Annotated in this window: 25 protein-coding genes; 15 read left to right on the top strand and 10 right to left on the bottom strand. The window is 63.9% G+C overall.

What is annotated here, in order from left to right; translation table 11 throughout:
* Positions 1–120: 120 nt before the first annotated feature.
* The 7 genes from ACNAOH_RS10290 to thrS form a co-directional block, all read right to left on the bottom strand.
* Positions 121–759 carry a YoaK family protein gene (locus tag ACNAOH_RS10290; protein WP_443970085.1) on the bottom strand — a complete coding sequence of 213 codons (639 nt, stop codon included), beginning with the start codon at positions 757–759 and terminating at the stop codon, positions 121–123.
* A gap of 9 nt (positions 760–768) precedes the next feature.
* Positions 769–1,722, bottom strand: a complete 954-nt coding sequence (locus tag ACNAOH_RS10295) for a D-2-hydroxyacid dehydrogenase (RefSeq protein ID WP_443970086.1) — start codon at positions 1,720–1,722, stop codon at positions 769–771.
* Positions 1,715–3,196 carry a cysteine--tRNA ligase gene (cysS, locus tag ACNAOH_RS10300; protein ID WP_443970087.1) on the bottom strand — a complete coding sequence of 494 codons (1,482 nt, stop codon included), beginning with the start codon at positions 3,194–3,196 and terminating at the stop codon, positions 1,715–1,717. The genes ACNAOH_RS10295 and cysS overlap by 8 nt, the downstream gene beginning before the upstream one ends.
* A 72-nt stretch (positions 3,197–3,268) precedes the next feature.
* Entirely contained in the window at positions 3,269–3,802 is a 534-nt protein-coding gene (infC, locus tag ACNAOH_RS10305; protein WP_443970088.1) for a translation initiation factor IF-3, read from the bottom strand.
* A gap of 122 nt (positions 3,803–3,924) precedes the next feature.
* Positions 3,925–4,248: a YnfA family protein gene (locus ACNAOH_RS10310; protein ID WP_443970089.1), complete on the bottom strand. Its 324-nt coding sequence runs from the start codon at positions 4,246–4,248 to the stop codon at positions 3,925–3,927.
* Positions 4,248–4,694, bottom strand: a complete 447-nt coding sequence (locus ACNAOH_RS10315; protein ID WP_443970090.1) for an acetyltransferase — start codon at positions 4,692–4,694, stop codon at positions 4,248–4,250. Before ACNAOH_RS10315 ends, ACNAOH_RS10310 begins: the two co-directional genes overlap by 1 nt.
* 6 nt (positions 4,695–4,700) lie before the next feature.
* Positions 4,701–6,719, bottom strand: coding sequence for a threonine--tRNA ligase (gene thrS / locus ACNAOH_RS10320; RefSeq protein ID WP_443970091.1), 2,019 nt, complete (start codon positions 6,717–6,719; stop codon positions 4,701–4,703).
* A gap of 474 nt (positions 6,720–7,193) precedes the next feature.
* Here thrS and ACNAOH_RS10325 point away from each other — a divergent pair, with 474 nt between their 5' ends.
* From ACNAOH_RS10325 to ACNAOH_RS10355, 7 genes are all read left to right on the top strand, one after another.
* Positions 7,194–8,114, top strand: coding sequence for a hypothetical protein (locus ACNAOH_RS10325; protein WP_443970092.1), 921 nt, complete (start codon positions 7,194–7,196; stop codon positions 8,112–8,114).
* A 26-nt stretch (positions 8,115–8,140) separates the two neighbouring features.
* Positions 8,141–8,578 carry a hypothetical protein gene (locus tag ACNAOH_RS10330; protein WP_443970093.1) on the top strand — a complete coding sequence of 146 codons (438 nt, stop codon included), beginning with the start codon at positions 8,141–8,143 and terminating at the stop codon, positions 8,576–8,578.
* Between the two features lie 68 nt (positions 8,579–8,646).
* On the top strand, positions 8,647–9,729 hold the full coding sequence (locus tag ACNAOH_RS10335; RefSeq protein ID WP_443970094.1) for a YjgN family protein: 1,083 nt from the start codon (positions 8,647–8,649) through the stop codon (positions 9,727–9,729).
* An 8-nt stretch (positions 9,730–9,737) separates the two neighbouring features.
* Complete coding sequence (locus tag ACNAOH_RS10340; RefSeq protein WP_443970095.1) at positions 9,738–10,820, top strand: M48 family metallopeptidase; 1,083 nt, start codon at positions 9,738–9,740, stop codon at positions 10,818–10,820.
* A gap of 37 nt (positions 10,821–10,857) precedes the next feature.
* The gene (locus tag ACNAOH_RS10345) at positions 10,858–11,619 is read left to right on the top strand and encodes an alpha/beta hydrolase (RefSeq protein WP_443970096.1); all 762 of its coding nucleotides are present in this window, start codon (positions 10,858–10,860) and stop codon (positions 11,617–11,619) included.
* Entirely contained in the window at positions 11,620–12,507 is an 888-nt protein-coding gene (locus tag ACNAOH_RS10350) for a hypothetical protein (RefSeq protein ID WP_443970097.1), read from the top strand.
* A gap of 57 nt (positions 12,508–12,564) precedes the next feature.
* On the top strand, positions 12,565–13,182 hold the full coding sequence (locus tag ACNAOH_RS10355; protein ID WP_443970098.1) for a hypothetical protein: 618 nt from the start codon (positions 12,565–12,567) through the stop codon (positions 13,180–13,182).
* Positions 13,183–13,382: 200 nt separating this feature from the next.
* Here ACNAOH_RS10355 and ACNAOH_RS10360 read toward each other — a convergent pair whose 3' ends face one another.
* Complete coding sequence (locus ACNAOH_RS10360) at positions 13,383–14,093, bottom strand: SIMPL domain-containing protein (RefSeq protein WP_443970099.1); 711 nt, start codon at positions 14,091–14,093, stop codon at positions 13,383–13,385.
* A gap of 108 nt (positions 14,094–14,201) precedes the next feature.
* On the opposite strand from ACNAOH_RS10360, the gene ACNAOH_RS10365 reads away from it, so the two are divergent.
* From ACNAOH_RS10365 to ACNAOH_RS10380, 4 genes are read left to right on the top strand one after another with little or no spacing between them, the layout of a single operon-like run.
* Positions 14,202–14,636 (top strand): VOC family protein, encoded by a 435-nt coding sequence (locus tag ACNAOH_RS10365; RefSeq protein ID WP_443970100.1) that lies wholly within the window; start codon positions 14,202–14,204, stop codon positions 14,634–14,636.
* A gap of 1 nt (position 14,637) precedes the next feature.
* Positions 14,638–15,714 carry an NAD(P)H-dependent flavin oxidoreductase gene (locus ACNAOH_RS10370; protein WP_443970101.1) on the top strand — a complete coding sequence of 359 codons (1,077 nt, stop codon included), beginning with the start codon at positions 14,638–14,640 and terminating at the stop codon, positions 15,712–15,714.
* 4 nt (positions 15,715–15,718) lie between these two features.
* On the top strand, positions 15,719–16,453 hold the full coding sequence (gloB, locus tag ACNAOH_RS10375) for a hydroxyacylglutathione hydrolase (protein WP_443970102.1): 735 nt from the start codon (positions 15,719–15,721) through the stop codon (positions 16,451–16,453).
* A 49-nt stretch (positions 16,454–16,502) separates the two neighbouring features.
* Entirely contained in the window at positions 16,503–16,928 is a 426-nt protein-coding gene (locus tag ACNAOH_RS10380) for a DUF6491 family protein (RefSeq protein WP_443970103.1), read from the top strand.
* 9 nt (positions 16,929–16,937) lie between these two features.
* On the opposite strand, the gene ACNAOH_RS10385 is transcribed toward ACNAOH_RS10380, so the two are convergent.
* The gene (locus tag ACNAOH_RS10385) at positions 16,938–18,728 is read right to left on the bottom strand and encodes an AMP-dependent synthetase/ligase (protein WP_443970104.1); all 1,791 of its coding nucleotides are present in this window, start codon (positions 18,726–18,728) and stop codon (positions 16,938–16,940) included.
* 170 nt (positions 18,729–18,898) lie between these two features.
* On the opposite strand from ACNAOH_RS10385, the gene ggt reads away from it, so the two are divergent.
* Positions 18,899–20,644: a gamma-glutamyltransferase gene (gene ggt, locus ACNAOH_RS10390; protein ID WP_443970105.1), complete on the top strand. Its 1,746-nt coding sequence runs from the start codon at positions 18,899–18,901 to the stop codon at positions 20,642–20,644.
* Positions 20,645–20,650: 6 nt separating this feature from the next.
* Here ggt and ACNAOH_RS10395 read toward each other — a convergent pair whose 3' ends face one another.
* Positions 20,651–21,703: a quinone-dependent dihydroorotate dehydrogenase gene (locus tag ACNAOH_RS10395; protein WP_443970106.1), complete on the bottom strand. Its 1,053-nt coding sequence runs from the start codon at positions 21,701–21,703 to the stop codon at positions 20,651–20,653.
* Between the two features lie 382 nt (positions 21,704–22,085).
* On the opposite strand from ACNAOH_RS10395, the gene ACNAOH_RS10400 reads away from it, so the two are divergent.
* The 3 genes from ACNAOH_RS10400 to sufB all read left to right on the top strand — a co-directional run bounded on the left by ACNAOH_RS10400 (position 22,086) and on the right by sufB (position 24,993).
* On the top strand, positions 22,086–22,967 hold the full coding sequence (locus ACNAOH_RS10400) for a helix-turn-helix domain-containing protein (protein WP_443970107.1): 882 nt from the start codon (positions 22,086–22,088) through the stop codon (positions 22,965–22,967).
* 92 nt (positions 22,968–23,059) lie between these two features.
* Entirely contained in the window at positions 23,060–23,509 is a 450-nt protein-coding gene (locus tag ACNAOH_RS10405; RefSeq protein ID WP_443970108.1) for an SUF system Fe-S cluster assembly regulator, read from the top strand.
* Positions 23,506–24,993 carry a Fe-S cluster assembly protein SufB gene (gene sufB / locus ACNAOH_RS10410; protein WP_443970109.1) on the top strand — a complete coding sequence of 496 codons (1,488 nt, stop codon included), beginning with the start codon at positions 23,506–23,508 and terminating at the stop codon, positions 24,991–24,993. Before ACNAOH_RS10405 ends, sufB begins: the two co-directional genes overlap by 4 nt.
* Positions 24,994–25,002: the final 9 nt, after the last annotated feature.

A 25,002-nucleotide genomic window follows, 5' to 3' on the forward strand; every position in this document is an offset into this window, starting at 1 on the left:
GCACTCCTCAACGCCGGCTGTGCAGGGGGCACGCCGGACAAGGGGCAAGCCCCTACGCGCATCGCTGAGTCGAGGCAAGTGGAGCCAGCCGGCATCCGGTTTTGGCGGCAGGCTCTGTGTTCAGCGCTCGTCCGGACCGATCCGCCATGATGCGGCGGCGGCAAGGAGCGCGACCAGCGCGGCGATCCAGAGCGCGGTATTGCCCAGCATGCGATAGCTTGCCGCGCCCGCAATCGCCCCGGCGACGAGGCCGGCCCAGAGGAGAATGTCGGGCAACCAGTCCCCGCCCGGCCGCCGCAGCAGCGCCGCCGCAATGGCATGGCCCGCGCGGGTCAGCGCACCGGTCATGTAGGTGAGGCCAATGCGCACTGTGCCGTCGCGCGTGAAGGCTGCGTTCTCCGCCCCCATCGCAATCGCGAGCAGCGCCACTGCGATCGCTCTATCGTGCGGCGCGGACAGCGCGGCGAATGCGAGCACGCCTGCCACCACGCTCAGCAGCAGAGTGCGGCCATGGCGCCCCGCCGACATGGTCAGCATCGCGCCCCCGGCCACGCCAATCACGAAGGCGCAGATGAGCCCGCCCGCAATGAGCGCATCGGGTAGCCGGTCGCTGATGCCCACGGCGAAGCGCGTGGAATTGCCGCTCATGAAAGAGACGAAGAAGCCGCCCGCGGTCATGAAGCCGATAGCGTCGACGAATCCGGCAAGGCCCGCGAGGAAAATGGCGAGGAGACGCAGGGGGCGGTGCAGCTGACGCATGATCGAGGATCAGTAGCCCCGCGCCGGATCGACGACGGCCTCGAGCGGCTCTCCCGCCAGCCAGGCACGCAGATTGCGGGCGAAGCGCTCCGCGCCTTTGCGGAAAAGGCTGGTCTGGCTGCGGCCCGACATGTGCATGGTAACGAGGCTGCGCGGCGCTTTCCACAGTGGATCGCCCGGCGGCAGCGGCTCGGGCGTCGTGACGTCGAGGAAGGCGCCGCCGATGCTGCGGCTGTCCAGCGCGGCGAGGAGCGCTGCCTGATCGATGAGGTCGCCGCGCGCGATGTTGACGAGGCCTGCCGTCGGCTTCATCGCCGCAAGCTCCGCCGCGCCGATCATGGCGCGGGTGTCGTCGGTGGCGGGCGCCGCAAGGATCACCCAGTCCATGTCGCCCAGGCGCTCGCGCCAGTCCTCTGCGCCTAAAATGCCGTTTGCAGGATCGGCCGTGCGGCGCACCGGCACGACCTGCGCCCCGCAGGCGGCAAGCCGCGTGCCGATCGCCGCGCCGATCACGCCATAGCCGATGATGAGCGCCTGGCTCCCCTCCAGCTCCGCCATGCCGGGCGGCCCAACGAGCCATTCACCGCGATCATGCGCGCGGACGATCTCGTCGAGCCGCTTGGCCAGCGTCAGCACGCCCAGCAGCGCATAGTCGGCCACGGCCTGCGCGTGGAGGCCCGTGCCGTTAGTGACGATCGTGCCACGGCTGGCAAGAAGATCGATCGGGACATCGTCCAGTCCTGCGCGGATGGTGTTGATCCACCGGGCCTTTTCGGCGCGAAGGGAGGCTTGCGCGCGCGTCTCCGGCGTGAATGCGTCGAACCAGCCGATGTCGGCGTCCGGCGCCATGTCGACTGCTTCGGCCGTGCTCGCGAACCAGCGCATCTCCACAGCATCGGGCAGCAGCGGCTCGACCAGCGGCCGGATCATCGCCGGCGCGACGATGACCGGGCGGTCAGCCAAGGTCGGGCTTCCAGTCCCAGCGCAGCGGATCGCCGTCCATCACTTCGACACCTTGGGCGATCAGCCCGTCGCGGATCGCGTCGGACGTGGCGAAGTCCTTCGCGGCGCGAGCGGCGAGGCGCTCGTCCAGCCTCGCCTCGATCTCCGCTTCGGTGATCGTCGCGGACTTGGGGCGTATGCGCAGATCGGCGCGCGTGAGGGTGAGAAGGTTGAGGCCGAGCACAGAGTCGATCTGCTCGACTGCGGCTAAGCGTTCTATCGGTCGAAGGTCGGTTCGGCCGAAAATCAGTTCTAGGATCGCCAATGAGTTAGCTGTGTTCAAGTCGTTCGAGATTTCATCGTCGAACGCTTTCGCGAACCCTACTGACTCCACCGGGTTCCCATTCGGTCGAGTTTCGCAAAGTTCCCTCAATCTGGCCACCGCCATCACCATCCGCTTGAGGCGCGTGAAAGCCGCCGCGAGATTCTCCCAGCTGAATTCCAGTTCGCTGCGGTAGTGCGCCTGCAGGCACATCATGCGGTAGGCGAGGGGGTGGAAGCCCTTGTCGATGAGTAGTTGCAGTCGCAGGAACTCGCCCGCCGACTTGCTCATCTTGCCTGACCGGTCGATCAGGAAGTTGTTGTGCATCCAGATCTTCGCGCCGCTGTTAGCGGGCACATCCAGCCCATTGGTGCAGCAATGCGCCTGATTCTGGGCAATCTCGTTGGGGTGGTGGATCTCGCGATGGTCGATGCCGCCGGTGTGGATGTCGAACGGGAAGCCAAGCATTTCGCCGGACATGACCGAGCATTCCAGGTGCCATCCCGGCGCGCCGCGACCCCACGGCGAATCCCACTCCATCTGGCGGGTCTCGCCAGGCGGCGTCTTGCGCCAGATCGCGAAGTCGGCCCAATGCCTTTTGCCTTCTGTCTCGCCTATCCTTAGCCAAGCGGATTTTTCGTCTTCGATCCGATCGAGAACGTGCGGCCCTGCTAATCGCCCATAGTCCGCGACTGTCGTCGTATCGAAATAGAGACCACTATCAATTTCATAGCAGTGCTTCTCGGCAATGCCCTTCGCGAACGCGATCATCTGCGGCACATAGTCCGTCGCGATCGTCCACTGCGCAGGCTGGCGGATGTTAAGCGCTTGCACGTCCGCCCAGTAGGCCTGCTTGTAATGCTCAGCGATGTCCCAGATGGACTGGGCCTGCGCCGCCGCCATCTTCTCCATCTTGTCCTCGCCCGCATCCGCATCGTCGGTCAGGTGGCCGACATCGGTGATGTTGATGACGTGGGTGAGCTTGTACCCCTTGAAGCTCAGCACGCGGCCGAGCGTGTCCGCGAACACATAAGCGCGCATATTGCCGATATGGGGGTAATTATAGACCGTCGGCCCGCAGCTATACACGCGGGCCTCGCCATCATGGACCGGAGTGAATGTCTCCAGCGCACGAGTGAGGCTGTTGAAGAGCTTGAGCGGTGTGTCGGTCATGGCCCTGCGCGGATGCGCTAGCGCGGGCGGACGGTCAAGGGTGGCGCGATGCGCGCACCACCCCGGAACCGATCATTTCGGCGAGAGCACCATCAGCATCTGGCGGCCTTCCATGCGCGGATAGGACTCTACCTTCGCGATTTCGCCGGTATTCTCGGCGACCCGCCGCAGCAGATCCATGCCGAGCTGCTGGTGCGCCAGTTCGCGGCCACGGAAGCGCAGCGTCACCTTCACCTTGTCACCGTCGCCAATGAAGTCGTGGACCTTCTTCATCTTCGTATCATAGTCATGATCGTCGATGTTCGGACGCATTTTGATCTCCTTGATCTCCTGCGTCTTCTGGGTTTTCCGGGCGATATTCGCCTTCTTCTGCGCCTCGTACTTGTATTTGCCGATGTCGAGGAACTTGCAGACCGGCGGATCGGCGGTGGGCGAGACCTCGACAAGGTCGAGACCGACCTCGGCTGCCTGCTCAATCGCTTCGCGCGTGTAGAGAACCCCGATATTTTCGCCGTTCTCGTCGATCACCCGCACCTTGGGCACGGTGATGAATTCATTGTATCGCGGGCCGTTTGCCGGCGTCGGCGCCATCGGGCGGCGCATCATGGGAGGACGGATAGAGACTGCTCCTTTGGTTGTTGACGAGACTTATATAATAGATCGCGCGTTATCGTGAAAGTCGCGCCACATATCACGGGACGATTTTCGTTGCGAGCGTTGCTTTGCGGTCATCGCGGCGCGGCGAGGATGACGAGACATCCCGCCAGTGCCAGTCCGCCGCCGATCATGTCCCAGCGAGTGGCCGCAACCTTCTCGATCAGCAGCATCCAGCCGATCGCCGCGACGATATAAATGCCGCCATAGGCCGCATAGGCGCGACCCGCCGCAATGGGTTCGGCGCGCGTGAGCAGCAGCGCGAACAGGATCAGCGAGGCGACGCCGGGCACCAGCCACCAGACCGATTTCCCCATGCGCAGCCAGGCCCAGAAGGCGAAGCAGCCCGCGATCTCCGCCAGCGCCGCGCCCACATAAATGGCGAGCGTCGCCGGCATCAGGACGCGACGTGCCTCAGGTGGACGAGCGGATAGGGTCGCCCTTGCGGATCATGCTCGGAGCGCCCGGTGCGCACGAAGCCGCGCGCCTCATAGAAGGGCAGGGCGTTCGTTGCCTGCTCGCTGGCATCCACCGTGGCGCCGGGGGCGAGGGTGAGCGCATGATCGAGCAGCGCCGTGCCATAGCCCCGGCCATGAACGGCTGGATCGACGAACAACGCATCGATCATCGTGCCGTCCATCACCAGAAAACCCTGCACCATGCCGTCCGCATCCTCGATTAGCCAGAGCGGGACGGCGGGCAGGAACTCTTCCGCCACCATGCGATCGATCTCGGCGCGATCCGCGCCAGTGAGGAAGCCATGGGTGGCATCGACCGCCGCGCGCCAGATATCCAGCGCGCGGGGGACGTCAGCGGCGATGCCGGGCCGGATCCGCATCGCCATTCTCGCTCAGGCCCGCAGGTCGGGCGGGGTCGCCTCTGCGGTCAGCATCGCCACGGCCTCGTCCAGTGTCATCACCTTCTGATGCTCGTCCGAACCCAGCCGCCGCAGCGCAACCGTGCCTTCTTCCGCCTCGCGCCGACCCACCACCAGCAGATGCGGCACCTTGGCGAGGCTGTGCTCGCGCACCTTGTAGTTGATCTTCTCGTTGCGCAGGTCCGTCTCTACGCGGATGCCTGCCGCCGCCAGCTTCGCCGCCACGTCAGCGGCATAGCCGTCCGCTTCAGAGACGATCGTCGCGACGACCGCCTGCACCGGCGCGAGCCACACTGGCAGCTTGCCGGCGAAATGCTCGATGAGGATGCCGATGAAGCGCTCATAGCTGCCGAAGATCGCGCGGTGGAGCATCACCGGCCGGTGGCGCTCGCCATCCTCGCCCACATAGCTCGCGTCCAGCCGCTCGGGCAGCACTCGGTCGGACTGGATGGTGCCGACCTGCCAGGTCCGCCCGATCGCGTCGGTCAGGTGCCATTCCAGCTTGGGCGCATAGAAGGCGCCTTCGCCGGGCAGCTCCTCCCAGCCATAGGCCTCGGTCGCGAGGCCCGCGCGCACCACGGCGTCGCGCAGTTCGCTCTCGGCCTTGTCCCACATCTCCTCGGTGCCGAATCGCTTCTCCGGGCGCAGCGCCAGCTTGATGGCGTAAGTGAAGCCGAAGTCCTTGTAGATGCGGTCGGCAAGGCGGCAGAAGGCCTGCACTTCCTCGACGATCTGGTCCTCGCGGCAGAAGATATGCGCGTCGTCCTGCGTGAACTGGCGCACCCGCATCAGGCCGTGCAGCGCGCCGTGCGGCTCATTGCGGTGGCAGCAGCCATTCTCGTAGAGGCGCAGCGGCAGGTCGCGATAGCTCTTGATGCCTTGACGGAAGATCAGCACATGCGCCGGGCAGTTCATTGGCTTCAGCGCCATCCACTGCGCATCGTCTGAGACGATCGGGCCTTCGTCGTCGACGTTCGGCACTTCGTCGGGGATGACGAACATGTTCTCGCGATACTTGCCCCAGTGGCCGGACTGCTCCCACTGGCGCGCGTCCATCACCTGCGGCGTCTTGACTTCCTGATAGCCCGCGCTGTCGATCGCGCGGCGCATATAGGCCTCCAGCGCCCGCCAGATGACGAAGCCGTGCGGATGCCAGAAGACGCTGCCATGCGCTTCCTGCTGCAGGTGGAAGAGGTCCATCTCCTGCCCCAGCTTGCGGTGGTCCCGCTTGGCGGCTTCTTCCAGCCGCATCAGATGCGCGTCGAGCTGCTTCTTGTTGAGCCAGCCGGTGCCGTAGATGCGCGTGAGCTGCGCATTCTTCTGGTCGCCGCGCCAGTATGCGCCGGAGACGCGCATGAGCTTGAACGCGGCTGGGTCCAGCTTGCCGGTGGAGGCGAGATGCGGCCCGCGGCACATGTCCATCCATGCGCCCACGCTGCCCGGCTGGCCGGACCAGTAGACCGTCAGCTCCTCGCCCTCGGGCAGTTCCGCCGCCCATTCGGCCTTGAACGCCTCGCCCTGTTCGCGCCAGCGCGCAATGAGGTCGGCACGGCTCCACGCCTCGCGCACCAGCGGCTTGTCCGCGCGGATGATCTCGCGCATCTTTTCCTCGATCGCGGGGAGATCGTCCTCGGTAAACGGCCCGCGAGAGGCAGGCGCCATCACGTCATAATAGAATCCGTCGTCCGTCGAGGGGCCGAAGGTGATCTGTGTGCCGGGGTAGAGCGCCTGCACGGCCTCGGCGAGGATGTGCGCAAAGTCGTGCCGCGCCAGCTCCAGCGCATCCGCCTCGTCCTTCGCGGTGACGAGCGCCAGCGCCGCGTCCTTCTCGATCGGCCGGTTGATGTCGCGCAACTCGCCGTCCACCCGCGCGGCCAGCGCGGCTTTCGCGAGGCCAGGGCCGATCGCGGCGGCAATGTCCGCCGGGGTCGTGCCGGGCGCAACTTCGCGCACCGATCCGTCCGGCAAGCTAATCTTCATGAGTTCGCTCATGCCAAGTCCAATTCCTGATCCACGGCCACGCGCCGAAGCGCTGCGCTCCGCCCGTCTGTTATCGCATCATTGGAGCGGGAAAACGCTTCCCGCTGTTTCGCCCGATGCGCTTAGGCAAGCCCGGCCGATATTGAAAGGGGGGTGGGAGCGCTCAGCCATCTGGCCCAGCCTCCCGCTTGCGTGTGCGGGGCCAGGGCCGACGCGCCAGCTAGAGGGCGCGCGCGCCGAGGCCCAGGCTAGTGCTGCGGGTGAGCGTGGGCGCTGGCGCGGCCGTCAGAAGAGCGTGTGGGCTCGGCATGGGCGGGGATATAGAGGGGGACGGCGGGTTTGTCACTGGGGGTAGATTGCGAGCTTGTCGGTGTTCAAAAGCTGAAGCTACGATATTCACGGAAACGACCCGATCCATTCATTCGTAACTTGCGTCTCAGAAGGTTCATTCTAGTCTTAGAGAGACAAGGCGGCGGGGAGAATCTAGTGACTGTGAACAGCGATCTTACCATTACTAGGCGCATACATTTTTTCCGCGTCTCACATGCTCCAGAATTTCTTCCTCTTTTGCCAGCGTCCCTAGCCGCCATCCAAAAACTTCCTTGGGAAGAGCAAGGGCGCTACCAACCAGATGCGACCGACAACTCGCTTTTGAGCGTTATGCCACATTCCTTTGATTATCCGCTGCGTTTGGAATTCGGCCGTACTCGGAGGGACAATCTGCCGGAGATTGAAAGGAAGGGCATAAAAACGACTCTGTCGATTGCTGAAGATGCTGGACTAATCGATGTCTGTCACATCGTGATATTTGCTGATGGCTTTGTTGCGGCGGAATTTAATCGAGATGCTCCGCGGATACGTAAGCTCGGAGATTATTTAATGTTCAAGGGGCGGAATCTTTCAAACGTTCCCCGATTCCAAAGACTATTTGAACGCGATCTCGCTGATGTAATACGAAATATGAATAATGTTAGATATTTAGAGATTGAAATCCCTCCTGATAATATCAGTCTTGTCCGGCAGGCCGAGAGAAGTTTAGCGGATGCTTTTGAGGCACAGCAGAAAGTAAATAAGTCAAGAACTCTCGGTCTTTATTTTAATGCACGTGATCCTGCCGACGATCGACTCAAGAGTATAGGGTTGGCCCTCGTTCAGGCGATGCGAGGCGTCGATAGTCAGGATGCTTATGAAAAGCTCCAAATCCGAGGCACTGATCCCCACACCCGCAAACCACGAACCCTTAATCTTTTGGAGGATTTTTTAATTGCAGAAGTCAATTTCACCCGATCATCTAAAAAGGCTCGGAGTATTGACAGCGCGGCCGCTTTCGCAGCGATAGAGGATGCATACATACAGCGTCGAGAGGCACTAGAAAAGTCACTAAGGGCCGTGTTGCCATGGGATTGACCAGAGCATACTGGCGATCTCGGGCGTTGTACAACGCAGGCATTGCCGTGACGGTAGCGTTGATTGCATCGCTCGGCAAATCATACGGTCTCCCACCTATCTTTCGTGGCGATTACGGAGCCTTTGTTAAAAGCGCCGAGTTGATGCTGTCGGTAGGGTCATCTTTGCTAGGTTTCATTATCGCGGCCGTCACGCTGATTTATGCCCTAACTGCGGGTCAGCAATTTGCCCTTTTGCGCGCCTCGGGCTCATTTTCGGAACTCGCGGCTACGTCTAAGGCTGCAATGTTCTGGTTGTTAACAGCATCCATCTTGGGTGCGACTCTCCTTCTGCTAGAGCCTAGTGCCTTTGATCATGCGCCTAGGATTTTCATTTTCTTGGCAGCTTTTGTGACAGCAGAAGTGTTCGTATCGACTGCCGCCCTCACTTGGGTGATAAGTCGGTTGATCACCTTAGCGGAGTGAAGTCCCCTTTCCCCTTGACTTACCCCCCCACACGGGCCCGAATTGCGATCAGTGCCAAGGGGGGATGAATGACCGACGATGAGCAGGGGGCCTTCGGCTTCAGCGGGAGCTGGCGCGAGTTCGCGCCGATCGCCTTCACGAACATCGCGCTGACGATCGTCACGCTCGGCATCTACCGCTTCTGGGCGACGGCGCGCACGCGGCGCTATCTCTGGTCGCGCACCCGCTTCATCGATGAACCGCTGGAATGGACGGGCACGGGGCTGGAGCTGTTCATTGGCTTCCTGCTCGTGCTGGTGCTCTTCGGTATTCCCTTCCTCTTCCTCCAGTTCGGCGCGCAGGCGCTGCTGCTGCGCGGCCACACCGGCATCGCGGTCATCCTGTCGTTCATCGCCAGCGCGGTCATCTTCTACCTCAGCGGCGTCGCGCGCTTCCGGGCGCTGCGCTATCGGCTGAGCCGCACCTTCTGGCACGGCATTCGCGGCGGGGCGGACGATAACGGCTTTGGCTACGGCTTCTCGTTCATGTGGAAATATGCCGTGGGCTATCTGCCGGCCGGACTGCTCATTCCCTGGGCAATGATGTCGCTGTGGAACGAGCGCTGGCGCGAGATGAGCTTCGGCCCGCTCGCCTTCCGCTCGAATGGCAGCGCGGCGGATGTGTTCCTGCGCTTCCTGCTCTTCTATCTCGCGCCGTTCCTCATGGTGATCGCGCTGGGTATCGTCGGCTTCAGCATGCTGCCGCTTTTCGCGGGGCTGGATCTGGAGGGCGGCCAGCCGCCGACGGGGCCAGTGATCGTGGGCCTCATCATCGGCCTCATCGCCATCTACGGCGTCCTCGGCCTCGTTGCGCTGGTCTATTATGCCAAGTTCCTGCGCGTGGCGATCGGCGGGCTGTCGCTGGGTGAGATCGACTTTCATTTCACTGCGCGCAGCAAGCACTGGGTGCTGCTGATCCTGGGGGACATCGCGCTGGTGGTGCTCACGCTCGGCATTGGCCTCGCGTTCCTGGGTTATCGCCACTGGTCCTTCTTCATCCGCCATCTTTCGGCGAGCGGCGAGATCAGCCTCTCCGCGCTCACTCAGTCGACGACGCGTGCGCCGGGACAGGGCGAAGGCCTGCTCGACGCGTTCGATGTTGGGGCGATATAAGGGCGAGCATGTCGAGTATCGGACCAGCCGCGAACATCTGGCATTATGATGGCCAGAGCGCCACGCGCCATTTCCCCAGCGTCTTGTGGGACGGGCAGGGCGTCTCGCTGCGCTGGGATGGCGGCGAGAGCGGCCCGCATCGCTGGAGCAGCATCTTGGCGCTGGGCGGCACCGGTGGTCAGTCCGCCTACGGGTTGAAAGGGGAGGCCGGCTGGCGGCTGGTCTTTGCCGGTTCCCCGCCAGCGGATTTCGCCATCCATCTGCCGCTGCCCGCGCGCTATGGCCGCTGGATCGACCGGATTGGGCTGACGAGGGCGATCGCATTGTTCGCCGTCATCGCCGCGCTGGTCGTCTTCCTCGTGCTGCGCGCTCCCGGCTGGATCGCGCCCTATATTCCGCAAAGCTGGGAGAACCGGCTGGGCGACGCGATTGCCGGCGATCTCGGCGGGCGGGTCTGCTCTACGCCTGCGAGCCGCGCCGCGCTGGACAGGCTTGCTACCCAGCTTGGCGGTGGGCCGCCGGTCCGCGTGATCGAGATCGTGAACGTGCCAATGGTCAACGCCGTAGCGCTGCCCGGCGGGCGCATCCTCATTTTCGATGGGCTGCTGGCGCAGGCGAAATCGCCTGACGAGCTGGCCGGCATTCTCGCGCACGAGATCGGCCATGTCCGCAATCGCGATACCATGGCGGCGCTGGTCCGCCAGCTTGGCCTTTCGGTGGTGCTGGGCGGGCTGAACGGGCAGGTGGGCGGCGTGCTCAATGGCCTCTTGTCGCTCAGCTACAGCCGTGATGCGGAGCGCAATGCGGACGGCTATTCCATCGCGGCGCTGAAGCGCGCGAACATCTCGCCCGAGGGCGTCGCGGGCTTTTTTGACCGGATGGGTGGCGGCAAGAAGGGCGAGCCAGCCGAGCGTGCGATGAGCTGGATGGCCTCGCACCCCGTCTCCGCCGAGCGCAAGAGCGCGTTCCTCAAGTCGAAGGTGCCGGGCCACAGCTACGAGCACGCGCTGACCCCGGCGCAGTGGCACGCAATGCTGCGCGCCTGCCGGGACGACAAGACTGTGAAGCCGCCGGTGCAGCTGAGCCTCTGAGTCGACCTCACGCATCAAAGCGCCTATCGAGCCGCGCATGACTGCACCGCTCGATACGCCGCCTGCTTTCCTCGCTCGTCCCGGTGAGCCACGCCTCGCTTACCGCTACCGCGCGGGTGCCGGGCCGACCGTCGTCTTCCTGCCCGGCTACGCGTCGGACATGCAGGGCAGCAAGGCCATCGCGCTGGACGCGTGGGCGGAAGCGATCGGCCGCGCAATTCTCCGCTTCGATTATGCCGGGTGCGGTGAGAGCGAAGGCGATTTCCGGGACGGGACGCTGGCGAGCTGGCGGGACGATGCGCGCGCGGTGATCGACGCCACACTGCCGGCCGACGCGTCGCTCGTCCTCGTCGGCTCCTCCATGGGCGGGTGGATCGCGCTGCTGCTGGCGCAGGCGCTCGGGCCCCGCGTCCACGCCGTCGTCGGCATCGCCGCCGCGCCGGATTTCACGCGCTGGGGCTTCACCGATGCGCAGAAGGACGTCATTCGCCGGGACGGGCTGCTCCTCGAGCCCAATCCCTACGGACCCGAGCCGACTATGACCACGCGCGCCTTTTGGGAGTCGGGCGAGGCCAATCTGGTGCTGGGCAGCGAAATCGCCATCGATTGTCCTGTGCGGCTGCTGCAGGGGCAGGCCGATCCGGACGTGCCGTGGGAGACGGCGCTGCGCATCGCCGAGCAGCTGCGTTCAGCCGACGTTCGGACGATCCTCGTCAAGGACGGCGATCACCGGCTTTCCCGCCCGGCGGACATCGCGCTGCTCATCGGGGAGGTCGCTGCTCTGGTGGAGTTGCCTTAAGTGATCCTGCTTGCCCTGATGCTTGCCCAGAGCGCCGCTGGCGCAGGCGGTTATGATCCCGAGATTGAGGCGCTGATGCGTCGGCGCAAGCCCGCCGAAAAGCCGGTGCCCGCGCCATCACCAACCCGCGACGAGGCGCAGTCCCTCGCGGCCATCCTGCCGCCCGATGTAGCGAAGCGGCTCGATGCCTGTATCGCCAGGGCCAATGTGAAGCCGGAGGACGGCATTGCGGATGCGCGCGGCTGGATCGCCAACAAAGGCGGTGTCCCGGCCGCGCAATGCCTGGGCTACGCGCTCGGTCAGGCAGGCAAATGGGGCGAGGCGGCCGACGCACTGGAAAGTGGCGCGACCGTGCCGGGCAACGATGCTGTGACTCGCGCCCGCCTTTATGCGCAGGCGGGCAATGCCGCACTGGTCGGCGGAAACGCGCGGCGCGCGGTGACTGTGCTGGATGCGGCTCTTGCTTCGCCGCTGCCCGCAACGCTGGCGACTGGCGAAATCCATCTTGATCGCGCGCGGGCGCGGGTCGCGGTGGAGGATCTGCCCGGCGCCCGTGTCGATCTCAATCAGGCCGTGCAGCTTGCCGCCGCCGATCCGCTCGCCTGGCTGCTCTCCGCCACGCTCGCCCGGCGCATGAACGATTTGCCGCTCGCCCGGCTGCACATCGCCGAAGCCGTGAGGCGCGCGCGGGACGATGCCGGCGTGGCGCTGGAGGAAGGGGTCATCCTCGCGCTCTCAGGTGATCGCGACGAGAGCGCGCGTGCTGCCTTCAGCCGCGCCGCGGAACTGGCGCCGGGGAGCGAGACAGCCCGCAAAGCGCAGGCCTATCTGGCGCAGCTTGGCCCGGTTGCGGCGCCTGCCAAGGCGAAGGCCGAAACGCCGCGCTGAATCGGCATAGCGTCGCCTTATCATGCATCGGATTGGCGGCTCCGGCGTTTTGCCGTGATGACCATTTCTCCTGACCTGTCCGCGTTTCATCCCCGTCGCGCCGCGCGACCTGCGATGATTGCGCTCGTCTTCGCCTGCGCTGCCTGCTCCGGCGCGCCGGATACGGGCAATGAAAGCGCGCGCGGCGAACCGGCCAACGTGGTTGTTGCCAATCAGGTCGAGGCTTCACCGAATATGGCCGACGCCCCGACCGGCGTCTCCAACAGCGCGACGATCGGCGGCGACGGTTCGGAGATCCGGCTCGATCCGCTGGCGCCGGTCGATCTCGCCGATGCGGGCCTCCCCGGTGAACTCGGCTGCACCTTCTCCTCTCCGGGCCTCGCGCCGGGCGTGTTCGTGCCCTTGCTGGTCGCCAAGGGCAATGTAGCGTCGCGCGACGCCGCGATCGGCATCGTCAAGGTCGCGGGTTATGTGGAGCGTGTCGCCGCGCCGGGCGGCTTTGATGCGATGGCGAAAGGCACAAGCTTCTCGGGCAAGGGCAAGACGATCGGCATTGCGCTGACAGGCCCGGCCACTGGCGGCGGGGAGTCGCCGTCGCGACCCGCCACGCTTACTTATGATCGGGCCGATGGCGCCAAGCGCATCTTTGCCGGCACATGGCAGTGCGGACCCTGACATAGACGCCAAGGCGCTGAAGTCGCTTTCCTACAGCTTAGTCACGCAGATAGGATGCGCGGCCCAACCCGTCATGCGGGCCGCTCCTTGAACTGTCTGGTCCTCTTATTGCGCTGCCTCCCGGTCGCTTATTTTTTTGCGCCAAGAGGTGTAACCTTCAGAACCTTCCAGCGCGAAAAGCGTCGATTTCCGTCGCTCTCTTATTTCAGATAAAAGTCCACCGTCGTCACCACGCGCACCTTCTTGTTGGGGGTGTCGGTGCCGCCTTCGCCGCCTTCACCATCGCGTGCATCGATCGAGAAATAGCCCTGCGTCGCGCTCTTGATGCCGCCCACGCTGGTGCCGGAGTCCTTGGCGAACTGCTCGGCGGAAGCGCGCGCATCTTTCGTCGCATCGGCCACCATCTGCGGCTTGATGTCGTTCAGCTTGGTGAAGCTGTAGCGCATGCCCGAGCCTTCCTGCAGCGTCACGCCGCGCTTCACCAGATCGAACTGCTGAGCGACGGCGCGCTGGGCACGCGCGATGTCTGTGGTCCGCAGCAGCATCCGCTGGGTGATTGTGATCTGGTTCTGACCATTGCTGATATACTGGTTCACGCCCGCGCCAATCGGCTGAAGGTCAGTTGCCTTGAAGCCCAGTCGCGTGAAATAGTCGCGCAATTGGGCCGTATTCGCGTCGATTTCCGCGCGCACCGTGGGCAGGTCGAAGCCATTGGCGGAATAGGCGATCGTCCGGGTCGCGAGGTCGGCAGTCACGTCTTTCTCGGCAAGGCCGCGCACCGTGACCGATCGGTCGGCGGCATGGGCGCGCTTCAGGCCATCGCCGAGCAGATAGCCGCCGGTTATCATGCCGATGGCGAGCAGGCCCGCGCCCGCGAGCGCCACCTTGTTCCGGTCGCTTGTCCAGCCCATTGCTCTCTCCTCTTCCGCTCGCGCGGGGCGCGCCTTATCTCAGGGACAAGCCTCTAAAGTCTCTGAGATGAACCGTTGCTTTCTATCGATGAACGGAGTTCCCGTCCAATGCCCAAATATCTCCACACCATGATCCGCGTCACTGATCCTGAGGCGACCGTCCGCTTTTTCGGGCTGATCGGCCTTCAGGAGGTCAAACGCATGGAGAGCGAGAAGGGCCGCTTCACGCTCATCTTCCTGGCGGCGCCGGGCGATGAGGATGCGCAGGTCGAGTTGACCTACAACTGGCCAGCCGAGGATGGCAGCCCGGCAGAGGTTTACGAGGGCGGCCGCAATTTCGGTCACCTCGCTTACCGCGTCGAAAATATCTACGAGACCTGCCAGCGCCTGATGGATGCAGGCGTGACCATCAACCGGCCGCCGCGCGACGGGCACATGGCCTTCGTCCGTTCGCCCGACAATATCTCCGTCGAGCTGCTTCAGGACGGTCATCTGGAACCGGCCGAGCCCTGGGCTTCCATGCCGAACACGGGCGTCTGGTAGGATGAATGCGCGCCGGGATGCAGTGACGGCGCGCCTCGGCATCCGTCACGCGATCATCGCCGCTCCGATGGCTGGTGCGGCCGGTGTCGATCTCGCCATCGCGGCCGCGCGGGCCGGAGCGCTTGCCTCGCTCCCCTGCGCGCTGCTCTCGCCTGCGCAGATCAGGGAGCAGGTGGCGGCGTTCAGGGCGGCGGTATCCGCCCCGATCAATCTCAATTTCTTCTGCCATGACATGCCGGAGAGCAGCGACGACACAGCGTGGCGCGAGACATTGGCCCCCTATTACGCAGACTATGGGGTTGCGCCCGCATCGGGCGGAACGCTGCGCCTGCCTTTCGGGGAGGAGCAATGCGCGCTGGTCGAGGCGCTGCGCCCCGAAGTCGTGAGCTTCCATTTCGGTCTGCCGGCGCCCGCCTTGCTGGATCGCGTGCGGGCGAGCGGCGCCTTCGTCCTCGCTTCCGCCACGACGCCGCGCGAAGCGCTCTGGCTGGCCGAACGCGGAGTGGATGCAGTGATCGCGCAGGGCGCCGAAGCTGGCGGCCATGCCTCCCATTTCATGGATGGCGCGCCGGAGACCCATATGGGTCTCTTCGCGCTGCTGCCGCAGATCGTGGATGCAGTGGCGGTGCCGGTCATCGCGGCAGGCGGCATTGGGGATGCGCGCGGTATCGCGGCGGCACTGCTGCTGGGCGCCAGCGCGGTCCAGATGGGCACTGCCTTCCTGCATTGCCCGGAGAGCTTCCCTTCCGACATGCACCGCGCGGCGCTGACCAGCGAGGAGGCGACACGCACCGCGTTCACGACGCTTTTCAGCGGCCGGGCAGCGCGCGGCATACCGAACCGGCTGATGCGTGAACTGGGGCCGATGCATCCCGATGTGCCGCCCTTTCCCCATGCCAGCACCGCGCTGGCGCCGCTCAGGTCAGCGGCGGAAGCTAGGGGCGATGCCGGCTTCTCGCCGCTCTGGGCTGGCGAGGCCGCGCGTCTTGGCCATGCGGAGAACGCGCAGGCATTGATCGAACGACTGGCGGCAGAGGCCCATGCACTGCTCGCTGCATCCGCAACCATGAGAGTATAGACATATGTCCTCCTTCTCCCTCGACATCGTGCGCATCCCCGCGCTTAGCGACAATTACATCTGGCTGGTGCATGACGGCGCGAGCGGCGAAACCCTCGTCGTCGATCCGGCGCTCGCCGAGCCGGTGCTTGCGGCAGCGGAGGAGCGCGGCTGGCGGATCGGGCAGATCTGGAACACGCACTGGCATCCCGACCATATCGGCGGCAATGCGGCGATCGTCGCTGCTACGGGAGCGCGCGTCACCGCGCCCGCTGCCGAGGCCGAGAGGATTCCCGGCATCGACCGCGCCGTGGGCGAGGGCGATATCGTGCATCTGGGCGATCATGCTGCTCGGGTCATGAGCGTGCCTGCGCATACGGCCGGCCACATCGCCTATCATTTCGCGGAAGATGGCGCGGTGTTCGTTGGCGATACGCTCTTCGCCATGGGCTGCGGGCGGCTGTTCGAGGGGACGGCGGCGCAGATGTTCGACAACATGGCGCGCCTGTCCGCCTTGCCTGACGAGACGAAGGTCTATTGCGCGCATGAATATACGCTCTCCAATGGCCGCTATGCCGTTGTGGCCGAGCCGGACAACGCAGCGATCGCAAGCAGGCTGGCCGAGGTCGAGGCAATGCGCGCGGCAGGCGAGGCGACCGTGCCCACCACTATCGGGGCGGAGCGGGCAACCAACCCCTTCATGCGCGCTGCGACTGTTGAGGAACTTGCCCGGCGGCGTGCGGAAAAGGATGCGTTCTGATCAGCCGGGTGCTAATTGGAATCGGCGGGGTGGATGAAGGAGAAGACTCATGCGTTTCGCCGCGTTTCCGCTGATCGCCCTCGGGGTCGCCGCCACTCTTCTTGGCTCCTGCGCGATGGGGCCGGAGCCCGAGGCGAAGCTGACGCCCAAGCAGCAGAAGGAGCTCGCGAAGCTGCTCGACGGCAAGGTGGCGGGAGAACCAGTGAGTTGCGTCTCTAACTTCAGCACGGCGAGCAATCTGCGCGCGCTGAGCGACGATGTGCTGGTGATGCAGGTCAACCGGAAGCTCGTCTACAAGAACGAACTGCGTGGTACCTGCACCGGCCTGTCACGGGGAGACATACTGGTGATGACGAGCTGGAGCGGCGGTCAATATTGCCAGGGCGATATGGCCCGCGCGTTCGATCCCTATTCGGGCATCACGAGCGGCGTCTGCTCATTGGGCAAGTTCGTCCCCTACCGCGCACCCAAATAGCGAGGGCTTTTAGCTCTTGTAGAGCGCGTCCAGCCGATCCTTGTAGCGCGCGCGGATGACGTGGCGCCGGATCTTGAGGGATGGCGTCATCTCGCTGTTCTCGATGGTGAAGGGTTCGTCGGCAAGGACGAAGCGCCGCACTTTCTCGATGACGGAGAGGTCGGCGTTCACCCGGTCGATCGCGGCGCGCAGGACGGAGATCAGCGCCGGGTCGTCGCGCATGGCGGCAATGGTCGCAGGCTTTCCGGCATTGCCGGCCATCTCGGTCAGCCAGTCCGTGTCCGGCACGATCAGCCCCACCAGATGCGGCCGCTTGTCGCCGTAGACCATTGCCTGCGCAATCTCGGGCTGGAGCGTCAGCATCCCCTCAACTTTTTGGGGCGCGACATTGTCTCCCTTGTCGTTGACGATGATGTCCTTCTTCCGGTCCGTGATCTTGAGCCGTCCCGCTTCGTCGATCTCACCAATGTCGCCAGTGTGGAGCCACCCATCCTGAATGGCGCGCGCAGTTTCCGCCTCGTTGCGCCAGTAGCCTTTCATGACGAGTTCGCCCCGCACGAGGATCTCGCCGTCATCCGCGATGCGGGTCTCCACGCCCTTCAGCGGTGGTCCTACCGTATCCATCGCGATGCCGGCGGAAGGACGGTTGCAGCTGATAACCGGTCCGGCCTCGGTCTGGCCATAGCCCTGAAGCAGGACGAGACCCAGCGACTGGAAGAACAGGCCGACATCGGGATTGAGCGGCGCGCCACCTGAAACCAGCGCGCGCAATCTGCCACCGAAGCGTGCTTGCACCTTCGGAATGATTGTGCGTTCGAGGACTGCTTCGAGAGGCTTCTCCCAAAACGGCAGGTCGCCGTGCGAAGCGCGCTTGGCGCCCTGACGGATCGCTTGCTCCAGCAGGATTCCGGGTACCTTGCCTTGCTTCTCGATGGCCTTGGTCACGCGGGTGCGGAGCATCTCGAACAGGCGAGGGACGACGACCATAAGGGTCGGGCGCACTTCCGCGATGTTGCTCGCCAGCTTCTCCAGACTCTCGGCATAATAGATCTCGCCGCCCAGCCCGATGGGCAGGAACTGGCCACCCGAATGCTCATAGGCGTGGCTGATCGGGAGAAAGGAGAGGAAGACCTCGTTCTCGATGGCGAAATCGTGAACGAGGACATCGACGCAGCCCTCGACATTGCAGAGGATCGCTCCATGATGCTGCATCACGCCGCGCGGCGCGCCGCCTGTACCGCTCGTGTAAATGATGCAGGCCAGATGATCCCGTTTGGCGGTCTGGCTTGCGGCGAGCGCGCGCCAGTCCGCCGGGTGTCTGTCGATGATGGCGTCCCACTGGTGCAGAGAGAGCGTGCTCGCCTGCATCGCCTTGAGCGGCTCCATCGAGATCATGAGGTTGACGTGCGAGCGAACAACCGCAGGCATCAGCGTCTTGGCGATCTTCGCTGTCGAGACGATGACGGCGCACGCGCCGCTGTCCGAGATGATGTGTTCGTGATCGCGCGTGGTGTTGGTGGTGTACGTGGGTACCGTTACGGCGCCCGCCGCCATGATCGCGAGGTCCGCGAGGCAGAATTCGGGCCGGTTCTCGCTGACCAGCATCACCCGGTCGCCCGGGCCGACACCATTGGCCTTGAGCGCTGTCGCCAGGGCTGCGACTGTTTGTGCGGCCTCTCCCCAGCTAATCGAACGCCAGCTCTGGTCGCGCTTGGCCCAAAGGAAGGGCTTGGTCCCGTTCTGGGCCGCGCGGGTAAAGAACATCGCCGTGAGGCTTGGGAAAGTCTCGAACTCGCGCAAAACGTCCTCTCCGTCAGCCGTTTCGGGCCGGTCTCCAACCGCGTTGTATTGGGGTAATGCGGGCCTTCTCCAAGGGCAAGCCGAATGAGCCGCCTTCGCGCTTGCGAAGAGACGGAGGACGTTTCACTGTCCGGTTTCAAAATATTGCCAAGACTCCGAGGCCGCATCCCATGTTTTCCCTTCGCACATTGCCCGCCTTGTTGCTGGCGCTTCTGCTCTCCGCTTGCGCGACAGAGAAAGCGCCGCCATCGGTATCGGCCGGTACAGCCGCGCCAGATGCGGCGCGCGCCGGGCGCTTCTTTGTGGTGGCCGCCAATCCGCTTGCGACCGAGGCCGGGCTCGCGGTGTTGCGTCGGGGCGGCAGCGCGGCTGACGCTGCCGTGGCCGTTCAGGCGATGCTTTCGCTGGTCGAGCCCCAAAGCTCGGGAATGGGCGGCGGCGCCTTCATGACCTGGTATGATGGCGCGAGCGGCAAGGTGACCGTCTATGACGGGCGGGAGACGGCGCCCGCCGGCGCGGACGAGCGCATGTTCCTGGACGAGGCGGGCAAGCCGCTTCCCTTTAGCACGGCGGTGGTGAGCGGTCGCGCGACAGGCGTTCCCGGTGCGCTCAAGATGCTGGCACTGGTGCAGAACGCCCATGGTGCTCTGCCGTGGAACAACCTTTTTGGGGATGCGGAGCGCACGGCACGCGAGGGATTCGTCATTTCGCCGCGCCTCGGTCGTTTTCTGAAGCGCGGGAGCTTCCCGCAACTTTCCGCGCCTGATGCCCGTGCCTATTTCTCAGCGCCGGACGGCAGTCTCCGGAAGGTAGGCGACCGACTGGTGAACGCGCCTTATGCCGAATTCCTCGGGCGCCTTGCCGCGCAGGGACCGGACGCTCTCTATACCGGGGAAACTGCGCGGCGGATCGTCGCGAAAGTCCATGAGGGCCAGTATCCCGGCACGATGACGCTTGCCGACCTTGCCGGATACCAGCCGGCTGTGCGTGAGGCGCTATGCAATCCCTATCGCATCTACCTCGTCTGCGCCCCGCCGCCGCCATCGAGCGGCGTGGGGTTGTTGGAATTACTGGCGATCCTTGAGCGCACGGATATCGACAAGCGTGGTCCCACGGACCCGCAGGCCTGGTACCTCTTCGCCGAGGCGAGCCGACTCATGTATGCTGATCGCGACCGCTATGTGGGGGATGCGGCGTTCGTCAGCGTGCCGATCAAGGGACTGCTCGATCCCGGTTACGTGGCGAGCCGGGCCGCGCTCATCGGCCCACGTGCCGCCGAGACGCCGCCGGTCGCCGGAACCCCGCCCGGTGCGACGCTGGCCGCTGCGGACGCGACGCTGGAGCCAGGCGGCACTTCGCACTTCATCATTGGGGACGCGGCGGGCAATGTCGTCTCGATGACCACGACGGTGGAATCCATCTTTGGCTCGGGCCGGATGGTCGACGGCTTCTTCCTCAACAACCAGATGACGGATTTCTCCTTCTCCCCGCGTGATGCGCAGGGCAGGCCGGCAGCCAATGCCGTCGCGCCGGGGAAGCGGCCCCGTTCCTCAATGGTGCCCCTGGTGCTTGTCGACAGGCAGGGGCGCTTTGCGGGTGCCTTCGGTTCGGCCGGGGGCAATGCGATCCTGGCCTATGTCGCCAAATCGCTGGTGGCGGCGGTGGACTGGAACTTGCCGACCCAGCAGGCGATCGCGCTGCCGAACCTCATTGCGCGCGTCAGCTTTCAGGGGGAGGCAGACAAATTCCCCCCGGAAGTCATCGAAGGGCTGGCAGCGCGCGGCGTCACCTTGCGACCGGGGCAGGGCGAGGATTCGGGCGTTCAGGGTGTGATGATTCGCGAGGGCGGGCGCTTCGACGGCGGCTATGACCCGCGCCGGGAGGGGCGAGCAATCGAGGAAACGCTGAAGAAATAGGACACGTTAGTCCGCATCCACGCCTACGGCTTCGGTGACATTGCTGAAGCCATCCCGCTTCAACAGGTCGACCAGCCCATCGTTGATGCGGCGGGCCAGCCATGGCCCTTTATAAACGAGTGCGGAATAGAGCTGGACGAAGCTCGCCCCCGCGCGGATGCGGGAATAGGCCTGATCCGCACTCGCGATGCCACCAGCGCCGATTAGCGGCAGCGTCGTGCCGATGCGCTGGCGAAAGGCGATGAGCTGGCGCTGAGCGAGGTCCGTCAAAGGCGCGCCGGAAAGTCCGCCTGTTTCCCCTGCATAGTTCGACCGCAAGGCCGGGCGGGAAATCGTGGTGTTGCTCACGATCACACCGTCAATGCCCCGCTCGATCGCGATGCGGCAGATGTCGTCAATGTCGCTGGCTTCCAAATCGGGCGCGACCTTGAGGAAGACCGGTGGTCTCGCCCCTGTCTCGTTGCGCGCCGCAAGAACTCTGCGAAGCAGTTCGTCCAGCGCGTCGGCATCCTGCAAGGCGCGCAGGCCCGGCGTGTTTGGGGACGAAATGTTGATCGTGAGATAGTCGGCAAGCCGACCCAGGGTTTTCACGCCTTTCTCATAATCTGCGATGCGATCGGCACTATCCTTGTTGGCGCCGATATTGATGCCGATGGGGATCGCGCGGCGCCCGATCTGCGAGAGGCGGTGCGCAGCCTTCTCCTGCCCGCCATTGTTGAAGCCCATGCGATTGATGACCGCATCATCCTCGGCTAGGCGGAACAGCCGTGGTCGCGGATTGCCCGCTTGGGGCAGCGGTGTCAGCGTGCCCAGTTCGGCGAAACCGAAGCCGAGGCTACCCATCCGGTGCGCGACCACGCCGTCCTTGTCGAAGCCTGCGGCCAGACCGACTGGTGAGGGAAAGTATAATCCGAGAAGATCCTGGCCAAGCATGGTGTCGTGGCGCGAATCTCTGGGCGGCAAAGGTGCGGCGCGCAGAAGGGCCAGGGTCCATTGGTGTGCGGTCTCGGGAGCGACACGGAAAAGCAGCGGACGCAGGGTGGCATAGAGCTTAGACATGGCGCCACTCCTTACAGCCCTGCCGCGCGAGATGGCGCTAAAAAAATAGCGTGGGAGGTCGCACGAAGGGGCCCTTTCCCCCGCCGGCTTTTCACGTCCAAATTGTGCGGATGCGTGACGATTTCGTCCAATCGTCTGACGCCGAATCCGTTTAGAGCGCTCCCGCGACCCGAAGGGCTCTCAGTCTTTGGCTAAGAGACCTATGACTCAGCAGTCTGTCCGGATTTTCCGGATGGACTGCTTTTTTCTTCGCGAATCGCCATCCTCCATGCAATGCTCACGACCCCTGATTAACCAGCAAGGGTGGCTTAATCCGGTAATTGGCGCATCATGATCTCGTCCGTCGCAAGGCGGGACGAGGCAAGGGGACGGCGGCACAAAGATGCGGCATCGTTTTTCAGTCGCCGATGCGGCAGATATGGTGGCGCTGAGCTATTTCGTTCCGCCCGCCGACATGTCCGATCGCTTTGGCGCCCTTTATCTTTTTACGGCCGACAAGCCGCAGGTCGCGGACCATACGCGCGCTGATTTTGCCCAGTTGCGGTTCATGGTCGCCGGGACGGGCAGCTATCATTTTGTCGATGGGCGCCAGGTTCGTACACCCGATTGCTGTCTGCTCGGGCCAACGAGTGCGGCAACCCATTTCGATGTGGTCGGGCCCATGCAGGTCGTGGGCGTTACGGTTCTGCCACTGGGCTGGGCAGCTCTCAACGCGGGCGATGCGGATAAGGTGGCGGATCAGGCGCTGGATCTGTGCGATGTTTTTGGCCCCCATTGGCACGCCCTGCTCCAGATGCTGCGCCAGGTCGACGATCCGGCAACCGCGGCGGCCCAGTTCTGGGCATTCCTGCGCGCGCAGCTGCGCATGGTCTCCGAAATGGAACGAGCCTTCGTCGCGGCGACGGACACCTGGCTGGCCGATGAGAAATCGCCGCGTGTCGAAGTGCTGCAAGACGCCACGGGGCTTTCCGCCCGACAGGTCGCGCGCTGGTGCAACCGGCTTTATGGCGCACCGCCCAAATATCTTGCGCGCAAATATAGAGCGCTGCGCTGCGCGCTTATCCTTGCGCGCGACAATGTGAACTGGAACGCTCTCTGTGAGGAGGGGGCATTCTATGACCAGTCGCACTTCATCCGGGAAGTGCGCCATTTCACGGGTCTCACCCCTACGGAGCTGAGGGAAAAGGCCAGCATTGTCATCCGGCTTTCCATGGAGAGGCGCGATGTGGCCGGCGAGATCGCCAAGCTCAGCCGCATCAGCTGATACAGGGCGCTAACACGCGCAACCGCCCTTGATTTCGCGCCAGCGAGCGGCCATCTGCCAAATCAGAACGAATCGATCCGATTTGAGGACAAATGAAACTTTCGAGCTTAGCTGACTATGCGGTCGTGCTGATGCGTGCCGCCGCTTGTCATTGCGGCGGGGAACGCGCCAGCACCGCGAGCCTCGCGCAGGAGGCTGGGCTTCCCGTGCCGACCGCACAGAAGCTGGTGAGCTTGCTGGTGCGGGCTGGTCTGCTAAAGGCGACGCGAGGCAGCGGCGGCGGTATCAAGCTCGCCCGGCCGGCGGCGGCGATCAGCCTAGCCGATATCATCGAAGCGATAGAGGGACCTATTACGATGACGGCCTGCGTCGAGCATGGCGCCCATGATTGCTGCGCGGAGGCGCATTGTCAGGTGAAGCCGCACTGGAACGTTGTGAATGCGAGCGTCAGGGGCGCTCTCGACGCCGTTAGCCTTGCCAGCATGGTCATGCCGCCCCCCGCCGCCATGGCGCCATCCGTTGTGATGGAGGCGCAGATATGAGCGAGATCACGGAAGAGCGCATGAAGAATAGCGAGGCGCTGGAGGCTGCGCGCAAAGCCAGTGATTATGAATGGGGTTTCGTCTCGGACATCGAGCAGGAGTTTGCGCCGAAAGGCCTGTCCGAGGAAACTGTTCGGTTCATATCGAGTAAGAAAAACGAACCGGAATGGATGCTCGACTGGCGTCTCAAGGCCTATCGCCACTGGCTGACCATGGAAACGCCGGATTGGGCGAAATTGAACGTTCCGCCGATCGACTATCAGGACGCCTATTATTACGCGGCGCCCAAGAAGAAGGCGGAACTAGCATCTCTGGATGAGCTAGATCCCGAAATCCGCCGGACCTACGAGAAGCTTGGCATCCCTATCGAGGAACAGAAGGTTCTGGCGGGCGTCACCGGCGCGCGCAAGGTCGCGGTCGATGCCGTGTTCGACAGTGTCTCCGTGGCCACCACCTTCCGTAAGGAACTGGAAGAGGCAGGCGTCATCTTTCGCTCGATCAGCGAGGCGGTCCGCGAATTTCCCGATCTGGTTAAAAAATGGCTCGGAAAAGTCGTGCCGATGCACGACAATTATTTCGCGACCCTCAATTGCGCTGTCTTTTCCGATGGCACGTTCGTCTACATTCCCGAGGGTGTGCGTTGCCCCATGGAGCTATCCACCTATTTCCGCATCAATGCGGAGAATACCGGGCAGTTCGAGCGCACGCTGATCGTGGCGGAAAAGGGCAGTTACGTCTCTTATCTTGAGGGATGCACCGCGCCCCTGCGCGACGAGAATCAGCTTCATGCCGCTGTGGTCGAGTTGGTCGCCCTCGATGATGCCGAGATCAAATATTCGACCGTGCAGAACTGGTATCCGGGTGATGCCGAGGGCAAGGGCGGCATCTATAATTTCGTCACCAAGCGGGCGCTCTGTCAGGGCCGCAACAGCAAGGTGAGCTGGACCCAAGTCGAGACGGGATCTGCCATCACCTGGAAGTATCCCAGCTGCGTGCTGAACGGTGAGAACAGCGTCGGCGAGTTCTACTCGGTGGCGGTGACCAACAATCGCCAGCAGGCCGACACTGGCACCAAGATGATCCACAACGGCAAAAACACCCGTTCGACGATCGTCTCCAAAGGCATCAGCGCCGGCAAGTCCAACGGCACCTATCGCGGTTTGGTGCGGATGAGCGCCAATGCCGAAAACGCGCGCAACTTTACCCAGTGCGACAGCCTGCTGCTGGGCGACCAGTGCGGCGCGCACACCGTGCCTTATATCGAAGTCAGGAACCCGAGCGCCATTGTCGAGCATGAGGCGACGACGAGCAAAATCAGCGACGACCAGCTCTTCTATGCGATGCAGCGCGGCCTTGATCAGGAAGCGGCGGTGAGCCTGATCGTCAACGGCTTTGCCAAGGAAGTGCTCCAGCAGTTGCCGATGGAGTTCGCCGTTGAGGCACAGAAGCTGCTCGGTATCAGCCTCGAAGGTAGTGTTGGGTGATAGAAGCGA

The sequence above is a fragment of the Sphingobium sp. CR28 genome, from assembly GCF_052327305.1.
Classification (GTDB): Bacteria; Pseudomonadota; Alphaproteobacteria; order Sphingomonadales; family Sphingomonadaceae; genus Sphingobium.